At 63.2% G+C, this 24,449-nt stretch carries 22 protein-coding genes; 16 read left to right on the plus strand and 6 right to left on the minus strand.

Annotation, left to right across the window (positions count from 1 at the left end):
- Window positions 1–8: 8 nt before the first annotated feature.
- Genes JYJ39_RS05530 through JYJ39_RS05540 form a run of 3 tightly spaced genes read right to left on the minus strand, consistent with a single transcriptional unit; the run spans window position 9 to window position 3,898 of the window.
- A complete protein-coding gene (locus tag JYJ39_RS05530) occupies window positions 9–2,087 on the minus strand; it encodes a sensor histidine kinase (RefSeq protein ID WP_205202744.1) in 2,079 nt (692 codons plus the stop codon).
- Window positions 2,072–2,836 (minus strand): class I SAM-dependent methyltransferase, encoded by a 765-nt coding sequence (locus JYJ39_RS05535; protein ID WP_205202746.1) that lies wholly within the window; start codon window positions 2,834–2,836, stop codon window positions 2,072–2,074. The genes JYJ39_RS05530 and JYJ39_RS05535 overlap by 16 nt, the downstream gene beginning before the upstream one ends.
- A gap of 54 nt (window positions 2,837–2,890) precedes the next feature.
- Window positions 2,891–3,898, minus strand: a complete 1,008-nt coding sequence (locus JYJ39_RS05540) for a CDP-6-deoxy-delta-3,4-glucoseen reductase (protein WP_205202748.1) — start codon at window positions 3,896–3,898, stop codon at window positions 2,891–2,893.
- A 33-nt stretch (window positions 3,899–3,931) separates the two neighbouring features.
- Between JYJ39_RS05540 and JYJ39_RS05545 the strand changes: the two genes are divergently transcribed.
- From JYJ39_RS05545 to JYJ39_RS05590, 10 genes are all read left to right on the plus strand, one after another.
- A complete protein-coding gene (locus JYJ39_RS05545) occupies window positions 3,932–4,831 on the plus strand; it encodes an NAD-dependent epimerase/dehydratase family protein (RefSeq protein WP_205202853.1) in 900 nt (299 codons plus the stop codon).
- A complete protein-coding gene (locus JYJ39_RS05550) occupies window positions 4,819–5,235 on the plus strand; it encodes a CopD family protein (protein WP_205202751.1) in 417 nt (138 codons plus the stop codon). The genes JYJ39_RS05545 and JYJ39_RS05550 overlap by 13 nt, the downstream gene beginning before the upstream one ends.
- Entirely contained in the window at window positions 5,235–6,380 is a 1,146-nt protein-coding gene (locus JYJ39_RS05555; protein ID WP_205202854.1) for a THUMP domain-containing class I SAM-dependent RNA methyltransferase, read from the plus strand. Before JYJ39_RS05550 ends, JYJ39_RS05555 begins: the two co-directional genes overlap by 1 nt.
- A 105-nt stretch (window positions 6,381–6,485) precedes the next feature.
- Window positions 6,486–7,781: an acetyl-CoA hydrolase/transferase family protein gene (locus JYJ39_RS05560; RefSeq protein ID WP_205202753.1), complete on the plus strand. Its 1,296-nt coding sequence runs from the start codon at window positions 6,486–6,488 to the stop codon at window positions 7,779–7,781.
- A 136-nt stretch (window positions 7,782–7,917) separates the two neighbouring features.
- Window positions 7,918–8,274 carry a hypothetical protein gene (locus JYJ39_RS05565; protein WP_205202754.1) on the plus strand — a complete coding sequence of 119 codons (357 nt, stop codon included), beginning with the start codon at window positions 7,918–7,920 and terminating at the stop codon, window positions 8,272–8,274.
- An 11-nt stretch (window positions 8,275–8,285) separates the two neighbouring features.
- The gene (locus JYJ39_RS05570) at window positions 8,286–8,819 is read left to right on the plus strand and encodes a glycine zipper family protein (protein WP_205202755.1); all 534 of its coding nucleotides are present in this window, start codon (window positions 8,286–8,288) and stop codon (window positions 8,817–8,819) included.
- A 34-nt stretch (window positions 8,820–8,853) separates the two neighbouring features.
- Window positions 8,854–9,642 carry a biotin--[acetyl-CoA-carboxylase] ligase gene (locus JYJ39_RS05575; protein WP_205202756.1) on the plus strand — a complete coding sequence of 263 codons (789 nt, stop codon included), beginning with the start codon at window positions 8,854–8,856 and terminating at the stop codon, window positions 9,640–9,642.
- Window positions 9,639–10,367 carry a type III pantothenate kinase gene (locus JYJ39_RS05580; protein ID WP_205202757.1) on the plus strand — a complete coding sequence of 243 codons (729 nt, stop codon included), beginning with the start codon at window positions 9,639–9,641 and terminating at the stop codon, window positions 10,365–10,367. Before JYJ39_RS05575 ends, JYJ39_RS05580 begins: the two co-directional genes overlap by 4 nt.
- A gap of 5 nt (window positions 10,368–10,372) precedes the next feature.
- Window positions 10,373–11,674, plus strand: a complete 1,302-nt coding sequence (locus tag JYJ39_RS05585; RefSeq protein WP_205202758.1) for an HD-GYP domain-containing protein — start codon at window positions 10,373–10,375, stop codon at window positions 11,672–11,674.
- Window positions 11,655–13,370: a putative bifunctional diguanylate cyclase/phosphodiesterase gene (locus JYJ39_RS05590; protein ID WP_205202759.1), complete on the plus strand. Its 1,716-nt coding sequence runs from the start codon at window positions 11,655–11,657 to the stop codon at window positions 13,368–13,370. The genes JYJ39_RS05585 and JYJ39_RS05590 overlap by 20 nt, the downstream gene beginning before the upstream one ends.
- Window positions 13,371–13,383: 13 nt before the next feature.
- On the opposite strand, the gene JYJ39_RS05595 is transcribed toward JYJ39_RS05590, so the two are convergent.
- A complete protein-coding gene (locus JYJ39_RS05595) occupies window positions 13,384–14,838 on the minus strand; it encodes an NAD-dependent succinate-semialdehyde dehydrogenase (RefSeq protein WP_205202760.1) in 1,455 nt (484 codons plus the stop codon).
- Between the two features lie 57 nt (window positions 14,839–14,895).
- Between JYJ39_RS05595 and JYJ39_RS05600 the strand changes: the two genes are divergently transcribed.
- The 4 genes from JYJ39_RS05600 (at window position 14,896) to JYJ39_RS05615 (ending at window position 20,455) form a co-directional block, all read left to right on the plus strand.
- The gene (locus tag JYJ39_RS05600; RefSeq protein WP_205202761.1) at window positions 14,896–15,408 is read left to right on the plus strand and encodes a C40 family peptidase; all 513 of its coding nucleotides are present in this window, start codon (window positions 14,896–14,898) and stop codon (window positions 15,406–15,408) included.
- A gap of 227 nt (window positions 15,409–15,635) precedes the next feature.
- Window positions 15,636–16,118, plus strand: a complete 483-nt coding sequence (locus JYJ39_RS05605) for a hypothetical protein (protein ID WP_205202762.1) — start codon at window positions 15,636–15,638, stop codon at window positions 16,116–16,118.
- Window positions 16,119–16,217: 99 nt separating this feature from the next.
- Complete coding sequence (locus JYJ39_RS05610) at window positions 16,218–17,315, plus strand: efflux RND transporter periplasmic adaptor subunit (protein ID WP_205202763.1); 1,098 nt, start codon at window positions 16,218–16,220, stop codon at window positions 17,313–17,315.
- 11 nt (window positions 17,316–17,326) lie between these two features.
- Complete coding sequence (locus tag JYJ39_RS05615; RefSeq protein WP_205202764.1) at window positions 17,327–20,455, plus strand: efflux RND transporter permease subunit; 3,129 nt, start codon at window positions 17,327–17,329, stop codon at window positions 20,453–20,455.
- Window positions 20,456–20,545: 90 nt separating this feature from the next.
- Here the strand turns inward: JYJ39_RS05615 and JYJ39_RS05620 are convergent, their stop codons facing one another.
- Both JYJ39_RS05620 and glnA read right to left on the minus strand, forming a co-directional pair.
- Window positions 20,546–20,983: a DUF4124 domain-containing protein gene (locus JYJ39_RS05620; RefSeq protein ID WP_205202765.1), complete on the minus strand. Its 438-nt coding sequence runs from the start codon at window positions 20,981–20,983 to the stop codon at window positions 20,546–20,548.
- Between the two features lie 121 nt (window positions 20,984–21,104).
- Entirely contained in the window at window positions 21,105–22,520 is a 1,416-nt protein-coding gene (gene glnA, locus JYJ39_RS05625) for a type I glutamate--ammonia ligase (RefSeq protein WP_205202766.1), read from the minus strand.
- 161 nt (window positions 22,521–22,681) lie between these two features.
- On the opposite strand from glnA, the gene JYJ39_RS05630 reads away from it, so the two are divergent.
- Window positions 22,682–23,209 (plus strand): DOMON-like domain-containing protein, encoded by a 528-nt coding sequence (locus JYJ39_RS05630; protein WP_205202767.1) that lies wholly within the window; start codon window positions 22,682–22,684, stop codon window positions 23,207–23,209.
- On the plus strand, window positions 23,206–24,423 hold the full coding sequence (locus tag JYJ39_RS05635; protein WP_205202769.1) for an exo-beta-N-acetylmuramidase NamZ family protein: 1,218 nt from the start codon (window positions 23,206–23,208) through the stop codon (window positions 24,421–24,423). Before JYJ39_RS05630 ends, JYJ39_RS05635 begins: the two co-directional genes overlap by 4 nt.
- Window positions 24,424–24,449 lie beyond the last annotated feature (26 nt).

The following is a 24,449-nucleotide window of genomic DNA, read 5'->3' on the forward strand; positions in this document are numbered from 1 at the left end:
GTGATGGCTTACCGGTCGCGGCAGGTTTGCAACACGGCGCGCAGGCGGGCCGGACGGAGTGGCAGATGCAGGCAGTAAGCGCCCGGCGGGCAGGGGCTGATGTCGCCGAGAATGATCAGGTCGACCGCCGTCGCCACCTCGGGAATGGCGTCAGCCAGGCACAGGACGATGCTGCCCGAGGGCAGGTGCTGGCAGTCTGCGTCATCGCAGTAGCGGGTCTGGTACCCCCAGCGCTCTACCAGCGTCTGGCACTGCTGCAGCGCTGCTATATCGCCATGCAGATACAGTAGATTGGCGTTGTCGTCCGTGTGCAGGTCAGTTGCTGCAGCGCTGACGGGCTCGGCGCGAGCCAGCCGCAGCCCGAAGCAGGTGCCCAGTCCGACTTGTGAGCGCAGGCTGATTTCGATCGCCAGCAGGCGCGCCAGACGTTGCACGATGGAGAGTCCCAGTCCCAGCCCGCCTTCTTGCTCGCGTGCGGTATTGGCGACCTGGAAGAATTCGGCAAAAACGTGTTGCTGATCGGCGAGAGCGATGCCAATTCCGTTGTCGCGGACTTCGAGGCGCAATTCCCCGGCGGCGCTTTCCTGCCGTACGCCGACCAGGACGCTGCCACCTGCCGGTGTGTAGCGCAAAGCATTGGTGATGAGGTTGCCAAGAATTTGGCCGAGCAACTGGGGGTCGGTGTGTACCCAGATCCGGGTTTTCCTGAAACGTAAGCGTAGGTTCGCCGCTTCGGCCTGGCGGGCATAGGTTTTTTCCAGCGAGGCGAACAGTTCTTGCAGTGGGAAAGTCTGCGGATGCGCCTGCGTGCCGCCGATATCGAGACGTGAGATGTCGAGTAGTGTGTTGAGCATTTCCCCCAGGTTTTGGGCGGACTGGTTGATCTGCTGCGCAATACGGTGCGTCGGCGTGGCGCTGTCCAGCTGCCGCAGTAGATCGGTGCTGAACAAGGCAATGGCGTGCAGGGGCTGGCGCAGATCGTGGCTAGCTGCTGCCAGGAAGCGGCTCTTGGCGGTGTTGGCACGTTCCGCCAGATCTTTTTCGTGCAGCAGGTCGGCTGTGGCCTGTTCGATCCGCTCTTCCAGTTTTTTGCGGTGGCCTTCGATGGCTGCCGTCAGCCGGCGCAGGTCGTTGAACTGGCGGCGTAGCAGCAGCAGGCCAAAAAACAGGATCGAGGAAAGCAGGATCGCCAGTGTCGCAATTTGCGCAAAGCGCTCACGCCAAGGCAGCAATACGGCGCGTTCGGAGATCGCCGCCGTCAAGCGTAAATCGGGGAAGCCCGGTACCGGCGAAGTCGACATCAGGTAACCGCGTGCTCGGGCGACCCCATTGTCGGGTAGCACGCCCCGCAGTGTGCCGGCAAACAGGACCTCTCCGACCTGGCGGCCAAGAATGCCAGAGTGTGCCGTCATGTCTACAGGGCGACAGGAGCCGACGATTTCGCCCTTGCGATTGATCAGCATGGCGTCGAAATCATCACTGGGTCGTCCCGGCCAGCAAAAATCCTGCAGGTAGCTGGGCTCCAGCGTGGCGTAGGCAATGCCGGCGAAGCGATTGCCGTCTGGCAGGGCGCTGTTGGTCAGGCGGTGGGCCACGCCATACCCATAGCGCCCGGTATTGCGTCCGATGTACGGTCCGAATGTCGAGGACGAGGCGCCGCGGTGCAGGTCGATGAAATATTGTCGGTCGCTGACGTTGATCTGCGGCGGTGGAAAGTGGGTGGAGATGAAGCGTTGATTGCCGTTGGCATCGAAAATAACCAGATCGCGCAGTTGCGGCATGGCCCGTGAATGCCGCTGGGCGACGTATTCCCATCCCTTGAGTGGCGACCAGTCGGGCCAGTCGGGGCGGTTGAGGGAGAGATCGGTGGCGATTTCCCGCGCCAGGATGTCGATGGCCTCGACCGCACGGGCGGTATGTTCGGCCATCATGCTGGTGAATTGCTGTAGTTCCCGTTCGCCGCGGGCCAGTTCATCGCGATAGGACAGGCCGAGATCGATGAGAAAGGCTGACAGCACGGCCAGCGTGCCCACCAGCACGGCGAACAGGGCGAATTTTTCCGGCGTGCGGTTCAGCTTGGCGAACATGCGATGCGATAGCAGTACAGCGGGCGCGGCGGGTTGCAAGCAACATCGATCACCCGCCATGGCGTCACGCCGGGGACCGGGAAACTGTTGCTGACGAAGAGGCTGCCCGGCCGCATTTCTGCCTGCGCCTTGGCCCACAACTTGGTCATCGGCGCCGGGGAAAGAAAGGCATACACCAGATCATGGTCGGCGAGCGAGGTTTGCCACAAATCGCCCCAGCGCCAGTCGATATTTGCTCGGCCTAGGCTGAGGATGCGTCCGCCCAGCCAGGTCAGCGGGGCATTTTCGATTCCGGTGAACTGCCGTTCCGGCCAGGCATCGGCCAATGGCACCAGGGTGCTGCCCAGGCCGGCGCCCAGATCGAGAAAACGGGCCGCTTCTTCTTCGCCCAGCAGTTCATCCAGTGCCGCCACTGTGGCCCGGTTGGACAGATAGAGCGGCACCTGGCCGGACAGGGCGCCGCGATACACCAGTAGCAACAGGATGAAGGCCAGCAGGAACCAGCCCGGATCGATGGCCAGCTGGTGCGTGAGCCAGATCGCCGGCATGAAGAGGGCGTGGATCAGCCGCCACCACCAGGCCTGGCGGGCGATGGTGGCAAAGGCCAGGGCAACGGCGCCGATCGCCAGACTGGTCTGCTGCCAGGGCAAGGCTTCACTGCCCCAGCCGTAATACGGCCAGGCGATCGACAGCACGAGAATGACGGCAGCGCCCTGCAGGGCAAACTGGCGGGCAGGCGTACTGTTCATTGCAGCCGTTCCGGCGCCTGCAAGGCGGCGAAAAATTGCCCGCTGTATGCGCTCTCAGGTCGCAGCATAGGTAAAGGCATCGGCAAAAAATTCTGTTTCCGGCAAACCGCGCTGGCCGATGTAATCGCTACGGGCGGCGTCGATCATGGCGGGCGCGCCGCAGGCGTACACCTGATGCGCGGACAGATCGGGAAAATCCGCCAGCACGGCCTGATGCACCAGGCCGGTGCGCCCGCTCCAGGCATCTTCCACAGCCGCTTCCGAGAGGACGGGGACGTAGCGGATGTGGGCGTGTTCCGCTGCCCAGCGGGTAGCCAGAGCATGCTGGTACAGATCGCCAGGCCGGCGTGCACCCCAGTAAATATGCAGTGGGGTGCGTTCGCCCGCACTCAGGCTTTGCTCGACAATGGCCTTGATCGGCGCAAAGCCGGTGCCGCCCGCGAGCAGGATCAGTGGTTTCTGTTCCGGGTTCTGCAGGTAGAAGCTACCGTGCGGCCCCTCGAAGCGCAGGATGTCACGCACTTTGGCGCTGGCGAACAGCGGTTCGGTGAATGCGCCGCCCGGCACATGACGAATGTGCAGTTCCAGCAAACCGCCGGCGGCCGGTGCATTGGCCAGGGAAAAGCTGCGCTTGCGGCCATCCTTGAGCAGGATGTCGATGTATTGCCCGGCATGGAAATCCAGGGTTTCGGCAGCGGGCAGGCGCAGTTGCAGGATGAGGACGTCGGCGGCCGGTTTGTCCAGGTGTTCGATGCGGGCGGGCAGGGTCTTGACCGGCAGGGCATCGCGGGTACGCAACTGGGCGCATTCGATGGTGACATCGCTGCGGGGACGGGCGCAGCAGAACAGGGTCAGGCCGGCCGCCAGGTCCGCGTCACTGAGCCTGGCCTTGCCGTGATCGACTTCGCCGCCCAGCACCTTGCCCTTGCAGGCCCCGCAGGCCCCGTCGCGGCAGCCATGCGGTAGCTGCAGGCCTTGCCGCAGGGCGGCATCGAGCAGGGTTTCATCGGCTTCGGCCACGTACTGGCGGCCACTGGGTTGGACGGTGATCTGGTAGGACATCCTTACTCCTTGGTCGTCGGCTACAATGCCGGCGTGCAAAAAATCCTGATTGTCGGCAGCGGGGACGTGGCCCGCCGCATCCTCTGTCAACTGCCGCGCGCGTGCCGCGTGTATGCGCTGGTGCGCGATGTGGCGGCCGCTGCTGCCTGGCGTGCCGCTGGCGCCCGGCCCATTCTCGGTGACCTCGATCAGCCCGCCAGTCTGCGTCGCCTGGCCGGTCTGGCCGACACCGTCCTGCATCTCGCGCCGCCGCCCGCACACGGCGAATGCGACAGCCGGACCCGCCATTTGCTGGCCAGCCTGTCGCGCGCGGCGAGTCTACCACGCCGCCTGATCTACGTTAGCACCACCGGCGTCTATGGCGATTGCGGCGGTGCCTGGATCGACGAAACCCGCCCTGGGGCCGCGCACAGTGCGCGCGCCCGGCGCCGGGTCGATGCTGAAACCACCCTGCGTGCCTGGGGACGGCGCCAGGGGGTGACGGTGTGCATCCTGCGCGCACCGGGCATTTATGCCGCCGAACGTCTGCCGCTGGCGCGCTTGCAGCAGGGCACCCCGGCTTTGCTGGCGGCGGAGGATGTCTATTCCAACCATATCCACGCCGACGATCTCGCGGCTGCCTGTTGTGCGGCCATGCGCCACGGTCGTCCGGGACGGGTGTACAACGTCGTCGATGACAGCAGCCTGAAAATGGCCGATTACTTTGACCGTGTCGCCGCCGCCTGCCATCTGCCCGCACCGCCGCGTCTGTCGCGGCAGCAGTTGCAGGAGGTGCTGACACCGCTACAGCTTTCCTTCATGCGGGAATCGCGGCGCATCCGCAACGACCGCCTGAAAACTGAACTGCACTTACGCCTGCGGCATCCGACAGTCGACTCCGTACTGGACGGCATCGCCGCAACACTGACCCGGAGGAATGGATGCTCGTCGTAAAATCACTGCACATCTGGATGGTGGTGTCCTGGTTCGCTGGACTCTTCTATCTGCCACGCATTTTCGTCAATCTGGCCATGGTGCCGGCGGAGAGCGCGGCAGAGTACGACCGCCTGCTGCTGATGGCGGGGAAACTGTTCAAATTCATGACGCCGCTGGCGGTACTGACCATCGTCACCGGCCTGTGGCTGTGGTTCGGCTATGGTTTTTCCGGCGGCTGGTTGCACGCCAAGACCACTCTGGTGGCGGCTCTGGCCGGCTACCACCTCTATTGCGGCAGCCTCCTGAACGCTTTTCGCGGGCGCGCCAATCGCAAATCGCATGTCTGGTTCCGCTTTTTCAATGAAGTGCCGGTGCTGGTCCTGCTGGCCGTCATTTTCCTCGTTGTTCTCAAGCCTTTCTGATCATGAACCACTATTTCGCCATCTGCCCGCGCGGCCTGGAAACGCTGCTGCAGGATGAACTTGCCGCGCTCGGTGCAACCGAGTTGAAGATCACGCACGGCGGCGTGCACTTTGCCGGTGACTGGGCGGTGTGCTATCGCGCCAATCTGGAATCGCGCCTGGCTACCCGCATCCTGTGGCACCTGGTGACCGGTCCTTATACCCGGGAAGACGATATTTACCGGCTGGCGGTGCGGCAGTTGTGGCCGAATCATTTCTCCGTCGCCAACACTTTCCGGGTGGTCACCACCGCCATCAAGTGCCCGCTCAAATCGCTGGATTTCGTCACCCTGCGCGTCAAGGATGCCGTGTGCGACCGTTTCCGCGAAGATGCGGGTGAGCGCCCCAACATCGATACCCGCTATCCGGATGTCAGTGTGCATGTTTTCCTGACCGCCGATCGCTGCACCCTGTATCTGGATACGTCCGGTCAGCCCTTGTGGCAGCGAGGTTTTCGCCGGGCCAGCGTGGATGCGCCGGTGAAGGAGAATCTGGCCGCCGGCATCCTGAAACTGAGCGGCTGGCAACCGGATACACCGCTGGTTGATCCCATGTGCGGTAGCGGTACCTTCCTCCTCGAAGCGGTGCAGATGGCCCTCGATCGGGCGCCCGGCCTGGACCGGCACTTCGGTTTCGAGCGCCTGAAAAAATTTGATGCCGCGCTGTGGACGCACATCCGCAATGCTGCACTGGCGCGGGTGAAAAATCCGGCACAGCTGGACATCCGTGGTTCCGACCATGACGAGCGCGCCGTACGGGCTGCCCGGCGGAATCTGGAAGAGGCCGGTTTCAGCCAGTGGGTGCGGGTCGATACGGCGGATTTGCTGGAGCTCAGCGCGCCGGCGCCGGCCGGCACGCTGGTGGCCAACCCTCCTTACGGTGAGCGCCTGGGCGAGCAGGAAGAGTTGGCGGCATTCTATCCACAGCTGGGCGCAGTCCTGAAGCGTCACTGGGCGGGCTGGAACTGTTTCTTCTTCACGGCCGATCTGCGCCTGCCCAAATTGATGGGGCTCAAACCCAGTCGCAAGACGCCTCTCTACAATGGCCCCCTGGAGTGCCGATTGTTTGAAATACGGATGGTGGCGGGCAGTAACCGCAAACCGTGAATGCTGCACTGCGTCATAAAAGAGGTTTGATTCGCCCCGGATTTCTATAGACAATGGCGCCCGGTATTTCTTCAAAATCCAAAGAAAAAAGTTCAGGAGAAGCGTATGTCCGTGCAGTCCATGTATCAATCCAAACGCATGTCGGCAGCCGATGCCGTGCAGTTCGTCCGTAATGGTGACACCATCGTCGTCCCTACCGGCGCCGCCGAACCCCCTGCTCTCCTGCACGCTTTGTCGGATGCGCGGCACAAGCTGCATGGCGTCGTCGTTTCGCAGATCCTGCCCCTGCGCAAGTACGCCTATATTGATCCGGAAACGGTCGAGAACGTCCGTCATAGCGCCTATTTCTTCGGTGGCGCGACCCGCCCGGGCGGCCAGGAAGGCTGGGTGGATTATGTTCCCGCCTACTTCAGCGAACTGCCGATGCTGATCCGCCGCAACATGACCCCGGCCGACGTGGTTTTTGCCATTGTGTCGCCGATGGACGAATACGGTTACTTCTCTCTCTCCCTTGGCCCGGACTACACCATGGCGGCGGTTGAAAAGGCCCGGGCCGTGGTGCTCGAAGTCAATCCGAACGTGCCGTTTGCCAACGGCAACTGCCACATCCACATCTCGCAGGTGGCCGCACTGACCGAGAGCAACGATCCCCTGTTCGAAGTCGGTCTGCCGAAAATTGGTCCGGTGCAGGAAGCCATCGGCGCCCACGTCGCCGAGATGATTCCTGACGGAGCCACCCTGCAGATCGGTTACGGCGGTATTCCTGACGCCGTGGTGATGCAGCTGACCAACAAGCACAACCTTGGCGTGCACACCGAAATGGTGGGCGACGGCATCATGACCCTGGTCGAAGCCGGGGTCATCGACAACAGCCGCAAAAACGTCAATCGCGGCAAGATGCTCGCCACCTTCGCCCTAGGCTCGAAGAAGCTGTACGACTTCATCAACCGCAATCCGTCGATCGAAATGCACCCGGTCGATACCACCAACGATCCCTTCCTGGCGGGCCAGAACGACAACCTGCACTGCATCAACGCCACCATGCAGATCGATTTCCTCGGCCAGTGCGGCTCGGAAACCCTCGGCCCGAAGCCGTATTCCGGTACCGGTGGCCAAGCCGATTTCGTGCGCGCCGCCAATCGCTCCAACGGCGGCAAGGCGTTCATCGTGCTGCCGTCTACGGCCAAGGACGACACCATCTCGCGTATCGTGCCGACCCTGACGCCGGGCACCCATGTCACCACCAGCAAGAACGACATCAACTACGTGGTGACCGAATACGGCGTGGCGCAACTGCGCGGTAAAACCGCCAAGCAGCGTTGCGAGGCGCTGATCGCCATTGCTCACCCGAATTTCCGTGCCGAGTTGCGTGAGCAGGCAAAGAAATTGAACCTGCTCTGATTTTCAATTGCAGGTCGCAGGCCGGGATGGCGACATCCCGGCTTTTTTGTGCCCGGTTTACAACCTGTAGCAATTCGCCTCTCCTCTCCGCAGCGCTGCTGGTCTATCCTGCGGCATGGGCTACCGGGATTCCGCCATGAAAATTGCCAGATCAATCACCTTGCTCCTCCTCGCCTTCTGCCTTGCCGGCCAGAGCGCGTGGGCGCACGGGCCACGGGCCCGGGTGGGGGTTTATGTCGGCCCGGTGTGGAGCCCATTCTGGTATCCGGCGCCCTGGCCGTATTACCCTCCGCCGGTGATCGTGATGCCACCGGCGCCGCCGCCCGTCTATGTCGAACAGGCCAGGCCGGCGCCAGAGGCAGCCGAATACTGGTATTACTGCCGGTCGGCCGGGGACTATTACCCGGCGGTCAGTGTTTGCCCGCAGGGCTGGTTACCGGTATTGCCGGAACCGTCTGCCCCACCCGCCACTGCTCCTGCACTGCAGGAATGAAAGGACTTCCGATGCGTGTGCCTCAATATTCGCGTTTCTATCTGGCCCTGCCTGTCGTCTTGTTGCTGGGCGCCTGCACGACTGTGCCGACCGGCCCGTCGGTGATGGTCTTGCCCGGCACCGGCATGAGCCTGGAGCGATTTCGTGCCGATGAAACCTGGTGCCGTGACGATGCCTTGCGTCAGATCGGCGGCCAGAGCGCCAGCGACAACCAGCGGCAGGCGACGCTCAATTCGGCGGCAATCGGGACCGCCATTGGCACCGTTGCTGGCCTGGCTATCGGCGGTAGTGGCCGTGGTGCAGCAGTCGGCGCCGGTGTTGGCCTGATTGCCGGCAGTGCTGCGGGTAGCGATGCCGGCCGGCAATCGGCGGTGGGTAGTCAGCGGCAGTACGACAACGCCTACGTTCAGTGCATGTACGCCCAGGGGCATCGGGTGCCGGTCGCCGGCAATCTGACGCAGGAGGCACCGTTACGTAGTGGCGATGCGGGTATTCCGCCCCCGCCGCCGGGCCGGCCCCCGGCGCCACCGCCCGGGGTGCGGTGAGACGCGCAGTCCGGGAGCATAGTAGAATGGGCGCATGCCCCATCTCGACACGCTTTTGCTGAAAGAACGCCTTGCCTCACTGGCCGGGCGTTTTGATGTTGATGTGCTGGCCGAATGCGACTCCACCAGCAGCGAACTGCTGCGCCGGGCTACCGCCGGTGCGCCCTCCGGCAGCGTCGTGCTGGCCGAGCGGCAGTGGGCCGGGCGCGGTCGTCGGGGGCGCAGTTGGGCCGCGCAACCGGCCGACAGCCTGACTTTTTCCCTGCTCTGGCGTCTGCCTGCGGGCTGCCAGCCCAGTGGCCTGTCCCTGGTGGTCGGCCTGGCCGTGCTGGAAGCCCTGCATTCGCTGGGGGCAGCTGGCCTCGCTCTGAAATGGCCGAACGATCTGCTGCTCGTGCGGGAAGACGGTTTTGCCAAACTGGCGGGGGTGCTTATCGAACTTTCCAGTGACCGCCGTGGCATGCTGGCCTGTATCGGCATCGGTTTGAACCTGCGCCCGCCGGAGGGTGATTTCGCTTTTCCCGTGGCCGGGTTGGCTGAAGCCCTGCCCGCCCTGCCCGCCCGTCACATCCTGCTGGCGGAGATGTTGCGCACTCTGGCCGGTCGGCTGGACGCGTTCACCAGCGTCGGCTTTGCGCCGCTGCGTGCGGACTGGATGCGCCATCACGCCTGGCAGGATCGTCCGGTCAGCCTGCTTGCTGAAGGAGCGATCGAAGAAAGCGGATACTGCCGGGGGGTCGATGCCGATGGCGCCCTGTTGCTGGAAACTGCCACTGGCCTGCGCCGCATCCTGGCCGGCGATGTCAGTCTGCGTGCGTCATGATGCTCTGTCTCGACTGCGGCAACAGCCGCATTAAATATGGTCTGAGCGCCGCCACGGATGACCGCTGGCGTTGCAGCGGCAGTCTCGAGCATGCGGCGCTGGCCAGTCTGCCGGGGCTGTTGGCGCCTTATCCCCCACCGCAGCACATTCTGTGTGCCAATGTCGCGGGGGAGGCCATCGAGGCGCAGCTACGTGCGGTTCTGCACGGTTTCGCTGCGCAGTGGCACAGTGTGCGTAGCACGGCGCAAGCGGCAGGGGTGCGTAACGGCTATCAGAACCCAGGGCAGTTGGGCGTGGATCGCTGGTGCGCCTTGCTCGGCGCCCGCAGTCTGCAGGCGGGCAATCTGCTGGTGGTCATGGCGGGCACCGCCACCACCATCGATGTGCTCGATGCAGAAGGGAATTTTCGCGGGGGACTCATCCTGCCTGGTCAGTCCCTGATGCGCCAGGCGCTGGCCCGCGATACCGCTGCTCTGCCGCTGGCCGAGGGGGCTTGCGAGCGCTGGCCACAAACCACGGCCGATGCCATCCATACCGGCACCCTCTTCGCGCAACTCGGTGCCATCGAGCGCGTCTGGGCAGCCTGGCCGGACAGCATCTGCCTGCTGTCGGGTGGCGCCAGCCCGCTGCTTGCGCCACACCTTACGTGCCCGACGCGCCAGATCGCTGACTTACCCCTGCTCGGCCTGCGTCAACTGGCACGGCAGGAATTGAACATTAGCTGAGAACCATGGAAATCGTCCCCGTCGCCGAACTGAAGATCGGCATGTTCATCGTCGAACCCGATTGCCCGTGGACCGAATTCAATTTCGCGTTACAGGGCTTCGTCATCAGCACTCCGGAACAGATCGATACCTTCGCCAGTAAGTGCCGTTTTGTGCAGATTGACCGCAGCCGCTCAATTCTCGATCAGTATGCCGCTTCCCAGCGCGTCAATCCGGCGCACCAGTTGCGGGCGGCAACGCTGGCCGCAGAAGCGCCCCAACTGGCCCGTCGCGGTCCACCGGGGCGACCGTTGCAGGCCACGGCACCGGCTGAGCAGCGGCGGCGACTACTCAATTTTCTGCAGCGGCAGCAGGACGATCACGAAGCGATCGCCCTGGGCCGCGAGATCGTGCACATCGAACCGCGTTACGAAGCTTTGCAGCACGCCCTGCAGCAGACCTTCCAGCGTGCCAAGGCGGAACAGGGCTGTGATCTGGGGCAATTGCGCGAAGGGGTGGGCGATCTGGCCGGCAGCCTGCGGCGCAATCCCGATGCGCTGATGTGGCTGTTGCGGCTGAAGACGGTCGACGATTACAGTTTCGATCACGCCATGGAAGTCGCCGTGCATGCCCTGCTGCTGGGCAATCACCTGGGCTGGCGTGGCACGCCCCTGCTCGAACTGGGGGTTGCCGCGCTGTTGCAGGATGTGGGCAAGACGCAGATTCCCGCCGCCATCCTGAACAAACGGGAGGCGCTTACTGCCGAGGAGGTACTGCAGATTCGGGCACATGTCGCGGCATCGCTGGAATTGCTGTTGCGCCAGGCTGATTTTCCAACCGACATACTGCAGGCCATTGCCCGGCATCACGAGCGCTGGGATGGCAGCGGTTATCCCCGTGGCCTGCGTTTCGAGGAGATCGGCCTGAATGCCGAAATTCTGGGGCTGGCCGATTCCTTCTGCGCCATGCTGAGCGACCGCCCCTACCGCCTGGCGACCGGACATCAGCAGGCGCTGGAAATCCTGTTTGGCCTGCGCGGCAAGAAATTCAACCCGGTGCTGATGGAACAGTTTGCCCAGTGTGTCGGGCTCTATCCCGTCGGCACTCTGGTCGAGTTGAGCAATGGCGAGGTGGGCGTCGTACTGCTGCAGAACCGGGTACAGCGTGCTCGCCCGCGTGTTCTGATTCTTCTCGACGCTGACAAGACGGTGTTGCGCAGCTATCGGTTGCGTGACCTGCGCGCAGTGGAGTGTGATCATCTGCGTATTCAAAAAGCCTTGCCGCGCGGCGCTTACGACTTGTCACAACATGACTACTTTCTCGCCTGATCCGCCGTCGCCACAAGACCATCAGGTGAGCGAGCTCGATCTGGCCGCCTTTGCCCTGAGCGAGGATGATCTCAGTTCCCTGCGTGGCCTGAGTGGAATCTGGCGCGGAGCGCTGGCGCCGCACCTGGCGGCAGCCGAGGGCGATCTGGCTTTGCTGGAATTCCTCGTGATCGCCGAGTGGCTGCCCTTGGCGCTGGCCGATGCCGGCTGGCAGCGAGAATGGGTGGCAGGTTGGCAGACATTGACCAGTCGCGGCTACGCGCAGGCTGATATCTTCCGCCTGTTCTTCACCGTGGTGGCGCAGTGCGAAAACGAACTATTGGGTGACAGCGGCAGTGTCAGCCGCGTCATCATCAATCTGTTTACCTGTCTGCGCCGGGCTGTTCTGGCGGCGATCATCAGTGTCATCGATCTGAGCAGCATGGCGCGCGGCGAGAGCGAGGACGCATTACCCGGCGAGCTGATTGCCCTGCGCAATGTACGCGAACGTCTGCTCGCCGGCGAACTGTTCGGCCTGCTGTCGATCAGCGCCAGCAATCGCGAAGCGTTTACCAGCCTGCCCGCTGCCGATCTGCAGCAGATTCCCTACCTGCTGGCCGAGCACATTGCGGCTTGTCTGCGTCCGGAAGACCAGATTTTCAGCGGCCGCGACAATGAGTGGCTGGTGTTGCTGAATGGGCTGCAGACGCCGGCGCAGGTGATGCTTGCCGCGACCCAAATCAGCCGCAGTTTCGAGCCCCCCCTGCTGCTGCTCAGTGGCCGGCGGGTGCCCATGCATACGGCGATCGGCTGTGTGGCCCTGCCGGAACATGCAGAGGATGCGGAAAATGCGCTCAAGGCTGCCCGCCTGGCACGCTGGCAGGCGCGCCGGGAAAGGCAGGCCTGCGCCTGGTACGAGCCGCATCTGGGCGAACGCTGGCAGCAGCGCGAACAATTGCTCGTGCCGCTGCAGGAAGCGCTGACTCAGGACAGGCTGACGCTGTATCTGCAACCGCAGGTCGATCTGACCGACGGCCGTTGCATCGACGCCGAACTGCTCCTGCGCTGGCAGCACGACGGCCAGTTCGTGCCGCCCGCGAAAAGCATCGAATTGATCGAGAGCAATGGCTGGCGCACGCAATACACCGACTGGCTGGTACGTACTGCCCTGCGGACCTTGAGTGAACTGGATGCTGCCGGCATTGGTATCGGCCTGTCATTCAATCTGACCGCTGCCGACATGCTCGATGCCGATCTGCCCGAGCTGCTGGCGCAGTGTCTCACCACCTGGCGCCTGCCGGGCAGCCGTCTGACTCTGGAACTGACGGAATCGGCCCTGCTGCATAACCGCACGCTTGCGCTGGCCAACATGGAACGTTTGCGCGCCTTGGGTTGCCGGCTGGCACTTGATGATTTCGGTACCGGCTATTCCTCGCTCAGTTACCTGGTCACCTTGCCGGTGCAGGAAATCAAGATTGACCGCTCTTTCGTCATCGCCATGGAACAAAGCGCCGATGCGCGCCGGGTGGTGCGCACCATCGTCGATCTGGCCAGCGACCTGGGGATGCTGCCGATTGCCGAAGGCGTCGAGAACGATGCTGCCCACGCTGCCGTCAGCGCACTCGGCTGCCAGGTCGGCCAGGGCTACCTGTATGGCAAGCCGATGCCGCTGGCACAGTTCATCGCCTGGTACCGGGAGCGCTACGGCAACGGCTGAGCGGCATCCTGCATCAGTTGATGGCCAGGCACAGGTACTTCACTTCCAGATATTCCTCGATGCCGTATTTCGCACCTTCCCGGCCCAGGCCGGATTGCTTGACGCCGCCAAACGGTGCCACTTCGTTGGAAATCAGCCCGGTATTGACACCGACCATGCCGTATTCCAGTGCCTCACCCATCCGCCAGGCGCGGCCGAGATCGCGTGTGTATACGTAGGCGGCCAGTCCGAATTCGGTTGCGTTGGCGAGCGCGATAGCCTCTGCTTCGCCGGAAAAGCGGAACAAGGGCGCCAGCGGGCCGAAGCTTTCCTCGCGGGCGACGCGCATGGCAGGTGTGACCTCGGTCAGGACGGTAGGCTGATAGAAATTGCCGCCGCGCGCATGGCGTGCACCGCCACAGCGTACCTGCGCCCCCTGTGCCAGGGCGTCCGCCACATGCGCTTCGACCTTGGCCAGCCCCGACGCATTGATCAGCGGCCCCTGCTGCACGCCGGCCTCATCGCCTGCGCCCACCTGCAGGTCCTGGACGCGGGCGGCGAGTTTTTCGGCAAACGTCTCGTAGATACTGTCCTCCACCAGAAAGCGGTTGGCGCAGACGCAGGTTTGCCCGGTGTTGCGGTATTTCGCCGCCAAAGCGCCTTCCACCGCAGCGTCGACATCGGCATCGGCGAAAACGATGAAGGGCGCGTTGCCGCCCAACTCCAGTGACAGCTTCTTGATGCTCGGTGCGCATTGCGCCATCAACTGTCGGCCGACGGCGGTCGAACCGGTAAACGACAGCTTGCGTACGGTGGGATTGGCGCAGAGTTCGCCGCCAATGGCCTGCGGGTCGCCGCTCACGACATTGAATACGCCTGCCGGCAAGCCCGCGGCCTCAGCCAGCGCGGCTAGGGCCAGCGCCGTCAGCGGCGTCGCTTCGGCGGGTTTTACCACCACCGTACAGCCAGCGGCCAGCGCCGGCGCTACCTTGCGGGTAATCATGGCCAGCGGGAAATTCCACGGTGTGATGGCGGCACAGACGCCGACTGCCTGCTTGATCGTCAGCAGCCGCGTGTGCGCTTGCGGGCTGGGAATGGTCTCACCGTAGGTGCGCTTGCCTTCTTCGGCAAACCATTCGACGAAAGAGGCGCCGTAGGCCACCTCTCCCCGCGCCTCGGCCAACGGCTTGCCACATTCGGCAGTGATCAGGCGGGCGAGATCTTCGGCGTTGTCGTTGATGGCGCGGAACCAGGCGTGCAAGACCTGTGCCCGGGTCTTGGCCGGGCGTGCCCGCCATTCGGCCAGCGCTGTTTCGGCGGCGGCAATGGCACGGCGGGTTTCCGCTGCCCCACAGCGCGGCACCTCGGCCAGCAGGGCGCCGTTGGCCGGGTTGTGCACGGCCAGTAGGGCGCCGTTGTCTGCGGCAATCCACTGGCCGTCCACATAGTTGAAGGTACGCAGTAAAGCCGGGTTTTGCAAGTTAACCATTTTGAAAAATCCTGAAAAAACGTTACGTTATGCGGATTTCAAGAAACCGGATTGCCTATGCGCTGCCGCTTGTCCCTGTCTTCCCTCTTGTCCGCCCTGGGTGTCGCGTTCGTGCTTGCTGCCTGCGGCAGCCCGGCACCGCGTCCGCCCGGAGAGGGGGAAACTATAGCGCAGAGCCGCCGTCCCGCCAGCCCGGCCGGGGCCGATGTCGCGCTTTATGCTTTGACGTTGATCGATACCGGTTATCGCTTTGGCGGCAAAAATCCGCAAGCGGGTCTCGATTGCAGCGGCATGGTCAGCTACGTTTTCGGCCAGGCCGCCGGCCTGAAAGTCAGCGGCAGTGCCGCCGACATCGCCCGCCAGGGCCGTCCGGTCGGCCGCCACGAGTTGCGTGCCGGTGATCTGGTGTTCTTCAATACCCTGAACCGCCCTTTCTCGCACGTGGGGATCTACATCGGTGACAACCGCTTCATCCACGCGCCGTCGAGCAATGGTGCCGTGCGTGTCGAACAGATGAGCAACCGCTATTTTGCCCAGCGCTACGAGGCGGCACGCAGCTTGCTTGATTGAATCAATGCACGGGCTCTTTACTACAAACTCCTTTGCATCGTTGGTAAAACTACCGAATGGTTTGGTATCTCATTGATATCTGATGGTCGCCATGCGATTTCGTGATGGCGATGCTCAAGCCTGTTACTAACCGTCTCTAGGTGGCTTGCTGGCCTTGCCCGAAAAATGCTTTCATGTGCTCGCATGCAAAGTGTCTTCGTTATAAACCTACAGAGGTAGAGCGCACTATGTCCCACCTTGAATCACTCATCGTTGAATACCTCGACTGGCAGGGCTATTTGGTGCGTCGAAATACCAAGGTTGGTCGGCTAAAACATGGTGGCTGGGAGATGGAGCTTGATGTCATCGGCTACAACCCGCACACCAGTGATCTTGTCCATTACGAGCCGTCGGTTGATGCTCATACATGGGATACGCGCGAGACCAGATATGCCAAAAAATTCGAGGCGGCACGCAAACTCATTTTTGCTGAGGTTTTTTCATGGCTGCCGCCAGAAACTCAGCTGCGTCAAATCGCGGTATTTCCCTCGCACCCCAAAGGCCGGGACACCATTGCTGGCGGTCAAATCATGTCTATCGATGAGTTTGTCGCCGAGGTGCGTTCAAAAATCGTCGAGTGCGGTATTGCGTGCCGCAGTGCTATATCCGAAAACTATCCGCTTTTACGCGTATTGCAGCTGTCCCACTGTGGGTATAACCGTGTTCTCTAACAGGTGTTGCCTCATAGGGAGCGCCCTCTTGATGTGGCGCATTGCCATGCCGGCCTGCGCTCCCTCATAATCCGGCGCTTATTTGAGCTGGGGCGCTGCATGTTTGCTGATGGCCGTTCTTCAATCTTTTCCTGTCTTGCCGGCGCTCTGCTTGCGCTCTTGCTGACGGCCTGCCAGCCGGCGCCGGAGACGATGAGTGCTCCACGCAGCGTGCTGGTACAGGCTGCCGTGCTGGCACCCGTGGGAGGGGGTGTGCTGACGGGTGAAGTTCGGGCCCGGCATGAAGTTGATCTGGCCTTCCGGGTGGGGGGGAAGATCCTGCTGCGGCAGGTGGATAGCGGCCAGGAAATCCGCCCCGGTCAGTTATTGGCTGAACTCGACCCGGCCGATCTGCGTCTGGCCGCCAGTGCCGCAGCGGCACAGCTGGCGGCGGCGGAAAGCGATCTGGCGACAGCCAGTGCGGAGCGCCAGCGTTACGCCGAGTTGCTGGCGAAGAAGTTTGTCAGCCAGGCCGCCTTCGACAGCCGCGACAATGCCTTCAACGCGGCCCGTGCGCGTCTGGAACAGGCACGTTCACAAAGCCAGCTGAGTGCCAATCAGGCGGCCTATGGCGCTTTGGTGAGCAGTTTCCCCGCCGTGGTCAGCGCTGTGCTGGCCGATGCCGGCCAGGTGGTGGCGGCGGGGCAGCCGGTGTTGCGGGTGGCACGTCCGGAAGAGAAGGAAGTACTGGTGGCGGTGCCGGAGAGCCGGCTGGCCGAGGTGCGCGCCGCGCCCTACTTCAATGTGCAGCTCTGGGTGGCACCGCAGGAGCAGATGCGCGGCGAGTTGCGCGAACTAGCGAGTGTCGCCGATCCGCAGACCCGTACCTACGCGGCCCGCATCCGCTTGCTGGCGCCGCCGCCGAGCGTCAGCCTGGGCATGACGGCGCGTGTCACGCCAGCGAATGAGGCTAGTGCCGGCGTGCTGGTGCCGCTGGCGGCAGTGGGGGACCGTGGTGAAGGTAGTTTTGTCTGGGTGGAGAAAGACGGCAAGTTGAGCGCCCGGCCGGTGAAGGTGACGGCCTTCCGCGCCGATGGCGCCCTGCTCGGTGCGGGCCTGGCGGCAGGAGAAAATGTGGTGATTGCCGGCATCAATCTGCTCAGCGAGGGGTTGGCGGTGAGCGCGCGTCCGGCCCCGCCGCCGGCAGCGCAACGCTGAGCCGGTATCCCGTGAATACGCGTTTCAACCTGTCCGACTGGACCCTGCATCACCGTACCCTGGTCGGGTATTTCATGTTTGCCCTGGCGCTCATGGGGGCGTTTGCCTATGGCCAGCTGGGGCAGGCCGAAGATCCGCAATTCACCTTCAAGGTGATGGTGATCCGCACCCTGTGGCCCGGGGCAACGGCGACGCAGGTGACGCAACAGGTTACCGAGCGGATCGAGAAAAAGCTGCAGGACATGGCCGAACTGGACAAGCTGCAGAGTTACTCGCGGGCCGGCGAATCGACGGTGATCTTCTACGCCCGGGAAAGCCTGCCGGCGAAGGCGATGCCGGAAACCCTCTACCAGGTGCGCAAGCGCATCGGCGATCTGCGCGTCAGCTTGCCGCCGGACATCGCCGGTCCCTTCTTCAATGATGAGTTCGGTGATGTGTTCGGTAATATTTTCGCGCTCACCGGCGATGGCCTCAGCCAGCCTCTGCTGAAAGATCAGGCCGAGCGGATTCGCGATGAGCTGCGCCAGGTGCCCAGTGTCAGCAAGGTGGAAATTTTTGGTGTGCAGGACGAAAAAATCTACGTTGATCTGGCCAATGCCAAGCTCGCCACCCTGGGCATCACACCGGCCGCGATCATGCAGGCGCTGGCGCAGCAGAATGCCCTGAGCGGCGCCGGTTTCTTCGAGATGCACGACGAACGCATCACCCTGCGTCCGGATGGCGCGCTCGATGGCGTCGATGCTGTTGCGGCCACCCTGATCCGTGCCAATGGCCGCGCCTTCCGGCTGGGCGATGTGGCCCATGTGCATCGCGGTCTGAGCGATCCGCCCGCAGCCTTCGTGCGCTATAACGGTCGCCAGGCGCTGGCGATCGGTGTCGTCATGGCACCGGGAGGCGACATCATCGCCTTGGGCAAGGCGCTGACGCAGCGCGTGCAGGCACTGCGCCAGACCCTGCCACTCGGCGTCGAGATCGAAGAAGCCATCAGCCAGCCGGTTGCCGTCAGCCGCTCCGTCGATGCCTTCATCAAGGCGCTGGCGGAGGCGGTGATCGTCGTGATGGCGGTGACCTTCCTCAGTCTCGGGATGCGCACCGGTATGGTGGTGGCGATTTCCATTCCGCTGGTGCTGGCCGCTTCCTTCCTCTGCATGCATCTGCTTGGCGTCGGTCTGCACAAAGTCTCGCTGGGCGCGCTGGTGCTGGCCCTGGGGTTGCTGGTGGACGATGCCATCATCGCGGTCGAGATGATGTGGGTGAAAATGGAGCAAGGCTGGGAACGGACCCGCGCCGCCTCGTTCGCTTTCGTCAGTACGGCGGGCCCGATGCTGTCGGGCACGCTGGTCACGGTGGCTGGTTTCATCCCGATCGCGATTGCCCGATCGGCGACGGGCGAATATGCCTTTTCCTTCTTCCAGGTTAACGCCATCGCCTTGCTCATTTCCTGGCTGGCTGCCGTGGTGGCGATTCCCTGGCTGGGCTACAAACTGCTGCCCGATCCGCGGGCGCCACGCCCGCCCAGCCGTTTTCCCCGTGTGGCGCGGCTGGCGCAGCGGCTCGGACTCGGCGCACCGGTGCATGGTGACGATCATGATGTGTACGGGACGCCGTTTTATCAGCGTTTCCGCCGCCTGGTCGCCTGGTGCGTCGCGCACCGCTGGCGGGTGGTGGTGGCTACGGCGCTGGCATTCGTGTTCGCTATTTATGGCATGCAGCATGTGCAGAAGCAGTTTTTCCCCAATTCCACGCGCCTGGAACTCAACGTCGAACTGCGCTTGCAGGAGGGGGCTTCATTGCTGGCGACCGAGCGGGCAGTGGCGGAGCTGGAAGACTGGCTGGCCGCTGATCGCGCTGAGCATGGGCAACTCAGTCACTACATTACCTGGGTGGGGAGTGGCGTGCCGCGCTACTACCTGGCGCTCGACCAGCAGTTGCCGGCCGCCAATCTTGCCCAGTTCATCATCGTCACGCCGGGCATCGCGGAACGGGAGGCCTTGCGTCAGCGCCTGATCGATTTTTATGCCGCGCATCCGGCCGGAGTGAGGGCCAATATCGGGCGGATCGAAAATGGTCCGCCGGTCGGCTATCCGGTGCAGTACCGCGTGTCCGGCGAGGATATCGAGGTGCTGCGCGCGCTTGCCGAGCGCGTCGCGGCGCGGATGCGCGATGACGCACGCCTGTCCAACATCAATTTCGACTGGTACGAACAGAGCAAGGCGGTGCGCATCGAAATCGATCAGGACAAGGCGCGCCTGCTCGGTATCTCCAGTCAGGATATTGCCCAGTTGCTGGCCTTGTCGCTGCAGGGACAGCCGGCAACCACGCTGCGCGAAGGCGACAAGCGGGTGGATGTGGTGCTGCGTGCGGCAGGCGATACCCGTCTGCACCCCGAACAACTGGCCAGCCTGATGCTGCCGACGGCCAGCGGCAAGAGTGTGCCGCTGGCCCAGATCGCGCATCTGACGCCGGTGTTCGAGCCGGGGCTGATCTGGCGGCGTGACCGGGTGCCGACCATCACCGTGCGCGCCAATCTGTATGGAGATACGCAGCCGGCAACCGTGGTTGATGCCCTGCGACCGGGGATCGATGCCATCCGTGCCGAGTTGCCGTCGGGTTACCAGATTGCAACCGGCGGTTCGGTCGAAGAATCGGCCAAGGGGGGGGATTCGGTGGCAGCGGGGCTGCCGGTGTTCATCTTGGCGGTCATCACCATCCTGATGATTCAGTTGCAGAACGTGTCGCGCGTCATCATGGTGCTCCTGACGGCGCCGCTGGGCATCATCGGTGTGGTGCTGTTCCTGTGGGTCAGTGGCAAACCCTTCGGTTTCATGGCCCTGCTCGGCACCATTGCCCTGTTTGGCATGGTGATGCGCAATTCGGTGATCCTGGTCGATCAGATCGAACAGGATCTGGCGGCCGGCAAGGCGCGCACCGAAGCGATCGTCGAATCCACCGTACGCCGGTTGCGTCCGATTGCCCTGACGGCAGCGGCGGCGGTGCTGGCCATGGTGCCGCTGTCGCGTAACGATTTCTTTGGTCCGATGGCGATTGCCATCATGGGCGGCTTGATCGTCGCCACCGCCCTGACCCTGTTTTTCCTGCCGGCTTTGTATGCCGCCTGGTACAAGGTGGGGCGAGGGTGAAGCTGCGCTGAAGGAGTGGTACGCTGCAGCGCCGAGTCTGGCTGCTGCAGGCCGGCCGCAGGTGCGGCCTGGACAAGGGTTCAGCTCGGTTCAGCGCAAGTTGCCGAGCTCTTTCTGAATCGCCTGCAGATTACGTTCGTGCTGGGCGATACGGTCACGGTAGGGGCCCAGTTGCTCCGGTGTGGCGCGGCGTGCTTCCTGGTCGGCGAGATCCTTTTTCGCCTGGTCCAGCCGCTTCTGCTCGCCACTCAGCTCCTGTTCCAGGATGTGGCGGCGATCATTGTCGCGGGCTTTTTGCGTGTCGTCCTGGACGCGCGGAAAGCTTGCCGGTGTGGGGGTGCTGCTGGCGCGCGCCTTTGGGGCCGGCAGGGTGTTGTGTGGGTCCACCGCGATGGCCTGGCAATTCTTGTCCACCCGGCTGCTGGAAATCAGCACGCCGCCGTTGGCGTCGGTGCAGCGGTAGATGGTCTGAGCGCTGACTGCCATTGGCAGCAGGGCGCAAAGGAAGGGAATGAGCTTGTGGGTCATGGCGTTTGTGTCACTGTCATGGTCCGGGGTGGGCGGCCAGTGTACCGGAGTCTGTCGGTTGTGGACGAAAAAAGGGTGGCAGGCCACCCTTTTTTACAATCCATTACTGCTGCTTGGCAGATCAGCAGCTGTAATACATTTCGTACTCAATTGGATGGGTGGTCATGTTCAGCCGTGTGACTTCACCCCGCTTGAGTGCAATGTAGGCATCGATCCAGTCGTTGGAGAAGACGCCGCCGCGGGTCAGGAAATCGCGGTCCTGGTGCAGCGCGGTCAGCGCTTCGTCGAGGGAGGCGCAGACGGTCGGGGTCTTGGCGTCTTCTTCCGGCGGCAGGTCATAGAGATTCTTGTCGGCCGGGTCGCCGGGGTGAATCTTGTTCTGCACACCATCCAGGCCCGCCATCAGCAACGCGGCAAAGCACAGGTAGGGATTGGCCGCCGGGTCGGGGAAACGGGTTTCGACGCGGCGGGCCTTGGTCGAAGCGACAAAAGGAATGCGAATCGAGGCGGAGCGGTTTTTTGCCGAGTAGGCCAGCTTGACCGGCGCTTCGAAGTGCGGCACCAGGCGCTTGTAGCTGTTGGTGGCCGGGTTGGTGATGGCATTCAGCGCCTTGGCGTGCTTGATGATGCCACCAATGTAGAACAGCGCGAATTCACTCAGGCCGGCGTAGCCGTCTCCGGCAAAGAGGTTCTTGCCGTCTTTCCAGATCGATTGATGCACGTGCATGCCGGAACCGCTGTCGCCGACGATGGGTTTGGGCATGAAGGTCGCCGTTTTGCCGTACTGGTGAGCGACGTTGTGCACGACGTATTTGAGGATCTGGGTCCAGTCGGCCCGCTGAACCAGGGTGGAGAATTTGGTGCCGATCTCGCACTGGCCGGCGCTGGCGGTTTCGTGGTGATGTACTTCCACCGGTACGCCCAGCGCTTCCAGGGTCAGCACCATGGCCGAGCGGATGTCATGCAGGCTGTCGACCGGTGGGACCGGGAAATAGCCGCCCTTGACGGTTGGCCGGTGGCCGCTGGCGCCCATGCCGTTGTTTTTCTCACCGGAGCCCCAGGCGGCTTCGTGCGAGTGGATCTTCAGATTGCAGCCGGACATGTCGACGGCCCATTCGACGCCATCGAAAATGAAAAATTCGGGTTCCGGGCCAAAAAAGGCGGTATCGCCCAGGCCGGAGGACTTCAGGTAGGCTTCGGCGCGTTTGGCGATGGAGCGCGGGTCGCGGTCGTAGCCGCGGCCATCGGCGGGATCGACTACGTCACAGGTCAGGACCAGCGTGGTTTCGTCGTAGAAGGGGTCGATGTAGGCTGTGTTGGCATCCGGCATCATGACCATGTCGGAGGCCTGCACACCCTTCCAGCCGGCAATCGATGAACCGTCGAAGGGGTGCCCGTTTTCGAAGAATTCCTCATCGAAGGCCGAGGCCGGCACGGTCACGTGTTGTTCCTTGCCGCGGGTGTCGGTAAAGCGGAAATCGACAAATTTGACGTCGTTTTCCTCGATCATCTTCATTACATCGTGCGGGCTGCCCATCGTGCTACGCTCTCCAGAGAAAACCGCAGGCCAGGGTTGGCCAGCAGAATGTGCGGGTGCAGTATTTTGCCACAGGGCCGGCCGGGTGCAGCGCAGTTCACGCGCGTGTTCAACGATTTCCCGGGGTAAAGTAACGCCCGTTTCCTGTGTTTGTCATTGCCGTGTCATTTCATCCCCTCTTTTGCCATCCCGGTTGCCAGGCGCCCCCCGGTCTGGCGGTCAGCGTGCGTGCCGACACTACGTCGGCCGGCGACCTGCGTCTTGCCTATCATCTGCAAGGGGGCGCGCAGCTGCGCCTGCCTCCTCCCGTGTTGCCCGGCCCTGCCGACGATCTGTGGCAGCACACCTGCTGTGAAGCGTTTGTGGCGGGGGGAGCGGGCACTGGGTATCGGGAGTTCAATTTTTCTCCTTCGGGGGCCTGGGCGGTGTATGCCTTCCGGGCTTACCGGGAGCGTCAGCCGGATTGGCGGGCCGAGGTGGCGCCACAGATTCGTTGCGAGCTGGCGGCGAACGATGTCCTGCTCGAAGCGGTCATCCCCCGTCTTCTCCTGCCCGCTGCGCCCGCCCGCCTTGGTCTGAGTGTCGTGCTCGAAACGGTGCGCGGCGAAAAAACATATTGGGCGTTGGCGCATGTCGCCGCCCAGCCTGATTTCCATCTTGCTGCCAGCTTCACGCTGCCTTTGCCATGACTGCTACGACCCTTTTCGGTATTGACCGCCTCATCGCCGATCCTGCCCTGCGCCAGCCGTTGCGGGGCAAGCGGCTTGCTTTACTGGCCCACCCGGCTTCCGTGACGGCCGATCTAACCCATAGCCTGGATGCCTTGGCCGCCCTGCCCGATCTCAAGTTCACCGCCGCCTTCGGCCCACAGCATGGCTTGAAGGGCGACAAGCAGGACAACATGGTGGAATCGGGCGATTTCCTCGATCCACTGCACGGTATTCCGGTGTTCAGCCTGTACGGCGAAGTTCGTCGGCCGACCGCGGCGATGATGGACAGCTTTGATGTGCTGCTGGTTGATCTGCAGGATCTTGGCTGCCGCATCTACACCTTCATCACCACGCTGCGCTATGTGCTGGAAGCGGCTGCGGCGCATGGCAAGAGTGTCTGGGTGCTGGACCGGCCGAATCCGGCCGGGCGGCCGGTCGAGGGGTTTACCCTGCGCGCGGGCTGGGAAAGTTTTGTCGGTGCCGGCCCGTTACCGATGCGCCATGGTCTGACGCTGGGCGAACTCGGCCACTGGTTCATCCACCACCTGCAACTCAACGTCGATTACACCGTGATCGAAATGCAGAGCTGGCAGCCGGACGCCGCGCCCGGTTACGGCTGGCCGCTGGGCGAACGTTCCTGGATCAACCCCAGCCCGAATGCCCCCAATTTGTGGATGGCCCGCGCCTATGCTGGCACGGTGATGCTCGAAGGCACGACGCTGTCAGAGGGGCGCGGTACGACCCGGCCACTGGAATTCCTGTTCGGCGCCCCCGATCTTGATGCCCGCGCCGTCCTGCGGGAAATGCGGGCTTTCGCGCCGGCCTGGCTGGCGGGTTGCGCCCTGCGTGAATGCTGGTTTGAGCCGACCTTCCACAAATTTCAGGGGCAGCTCTGCCACGCGGTGCAGATTCACACGGAAGGGCCAGCTTACGATCATGCCGCATTCCGTCCATGGCGGCTGCAAGCCCTCGCCTTCAAGGCAATTCGTCGACTTTATCCGGATTACCCGTTGTGGCGGGATTTCGGCTACGAATACGAATTCGATCGTCTGGCCATTGATCTCATCAATGGCTCGCCGCTGCTGCGTGAGTGGGTGGATGACCCGGACAGCACGGCGGCCGGACTCGAACAGGCAGTGGCTGCCGATGAAGCAGCGTGGCTGGCACAGCGGGCCCCGTTCCTTATTTATTGACTGACGCCGCGTGCAGCGCCAGGGCA

It is taken from the genome of Azonexus hydrophilus, assembly GCF_905120355.1.
Taxonomy (GTDB): domain Bacteria; phylum Pseudomonadota; class Gammaproteobacteria; order Burkholderiales; family Rhodocyclaceae; genus Azonexus.

Bases quoted from the DNA above. Each gene is read 5' to 3' on its own strand.
- JYJ39_RS05530 (WP_205202744.1), bottom strand. From the start codon at position 2,087: ATGTTCGCCAAGCTGAACCGCACGCCGGAAAAATTCGCCCTGTTCGCC.
- JYJ39_RS05535 (WP_205202746.1), bottom strand. From the start codon at position 2,836: ATGAACAGTACGCCTGCCCGCCAGTTTGCCCTGCAGGGCGCTGCCGTC.
- JYJ39_RS05540 (WP_205202748.1), bottom strand. From the start codon at position 3,898: ATGTCCTACCAGATCACCGTCCAACCCAGTGGCCGCCAGTACGTGGCC.
- JYJ39_RS05550 (WP_205202751.1), top strand. From the start codon at position 4,819: ATGCTCGTCGTAAAATCACTGCACATCTGGATGGTGGTGTCCTGGTTC.
- JYJ39_RS05560 (WP_205202753.1), top strand. From the start codon at position 6,486: ATGTCCGTGCAGTCCATGTATCAATCCAAACGCATGTCGGCAGCCGAT.
- JYJ39_RS05565 (WP_205202754.1), top strand. From the start codon at position 7,918: ATGAAAATTGCCAGATCAATCACCTTGCTCCTCCTCGCCTTCTGCCTT.
- JYJ39_RS05570 (WP_205202755.1), top strand. From the start codon at position 8,286: ATGCGTGTGCCTCAATATTCGCGTTTCTATCTGGCCCTGCCTGTCGTC.
- JYJ39_RS05575 (WP_205202756.1), top strand. From the start codon at position 8,854: ATGCCCCATCTCGACACGCTTTTGCTGAAAGAACGCCTTGCCTCACTG.
- JYJ39_RS05580 (WP_205202757.1), top strand. From the start codon at position 9,639: ATGATGCTCTGTCTCGACTGCGGCAACAGCCGCATTAAATATGGTCTG.
- JYJ39_RS05585 (WP_205202758.1), top strand. From the start codon at position 10,373: ATGGAAATCGTCCCCGTCGCCGAACTGAAGATCGGCATGTTCATCGTC.
- JYJ39_RS05590 (WP_205202759.1), top strand. From the start codon at position 11,655: ATGACTACTTTCTCGCCTGATCCGCCGTCGCCACAAGACCATCAGGTG.
- JYJ39_RS05595 (WP_205202760.1), bottom strand. From the start codon at position 14,838: ATGGTTAACTTGCAAAACCCGGCTTTACTGCGTACCTTCAACTATGTG.
- JYJ39_RS05600 (WP_205202761.1), top strand. From the start codon at position 14,896: ATGCGCTGCCGCTTGTCCCTGTCTTCCCTCTTGTCCGCCCTGGGTGTC.
- JYJ39_RS05605 (WP_205202762.1), top strand. From the start codon at position 15,636: ATGTCCCACCTTGAATCACTCATCGTTGAATACCTCGACTGGCAGGGC.
- JYJ39_RS05610 (WP_205202763.1), top strand. From the start codon at position 16,218: ATGTTTGCTGATGGCCGTTCTTCAATCTTTTCCTGTCTTGCCGGCGCT.
- JYJ39_RS05620 (WP_205202765.1), bottom strand. From the start codon at position 20,983: ATGACCCACAAGCTCATTCCCTTCCTTTGCGCCCTGCTGCCAATGGCA.
- glnA (WP_205202766.1), bottom strand. From the start codon at position 22,520: ATGGGCAGCCCGCACGATGTAATGAAGATGATCGAGGAAAACGACGTC.
- JYJ39_RS05635 (WP_205202769.1), top strand. From the start codon at position 23,206: ATGACTGCTACGACCCTTTTCGGTATTGACCGCCTCATCGCCGATCCT.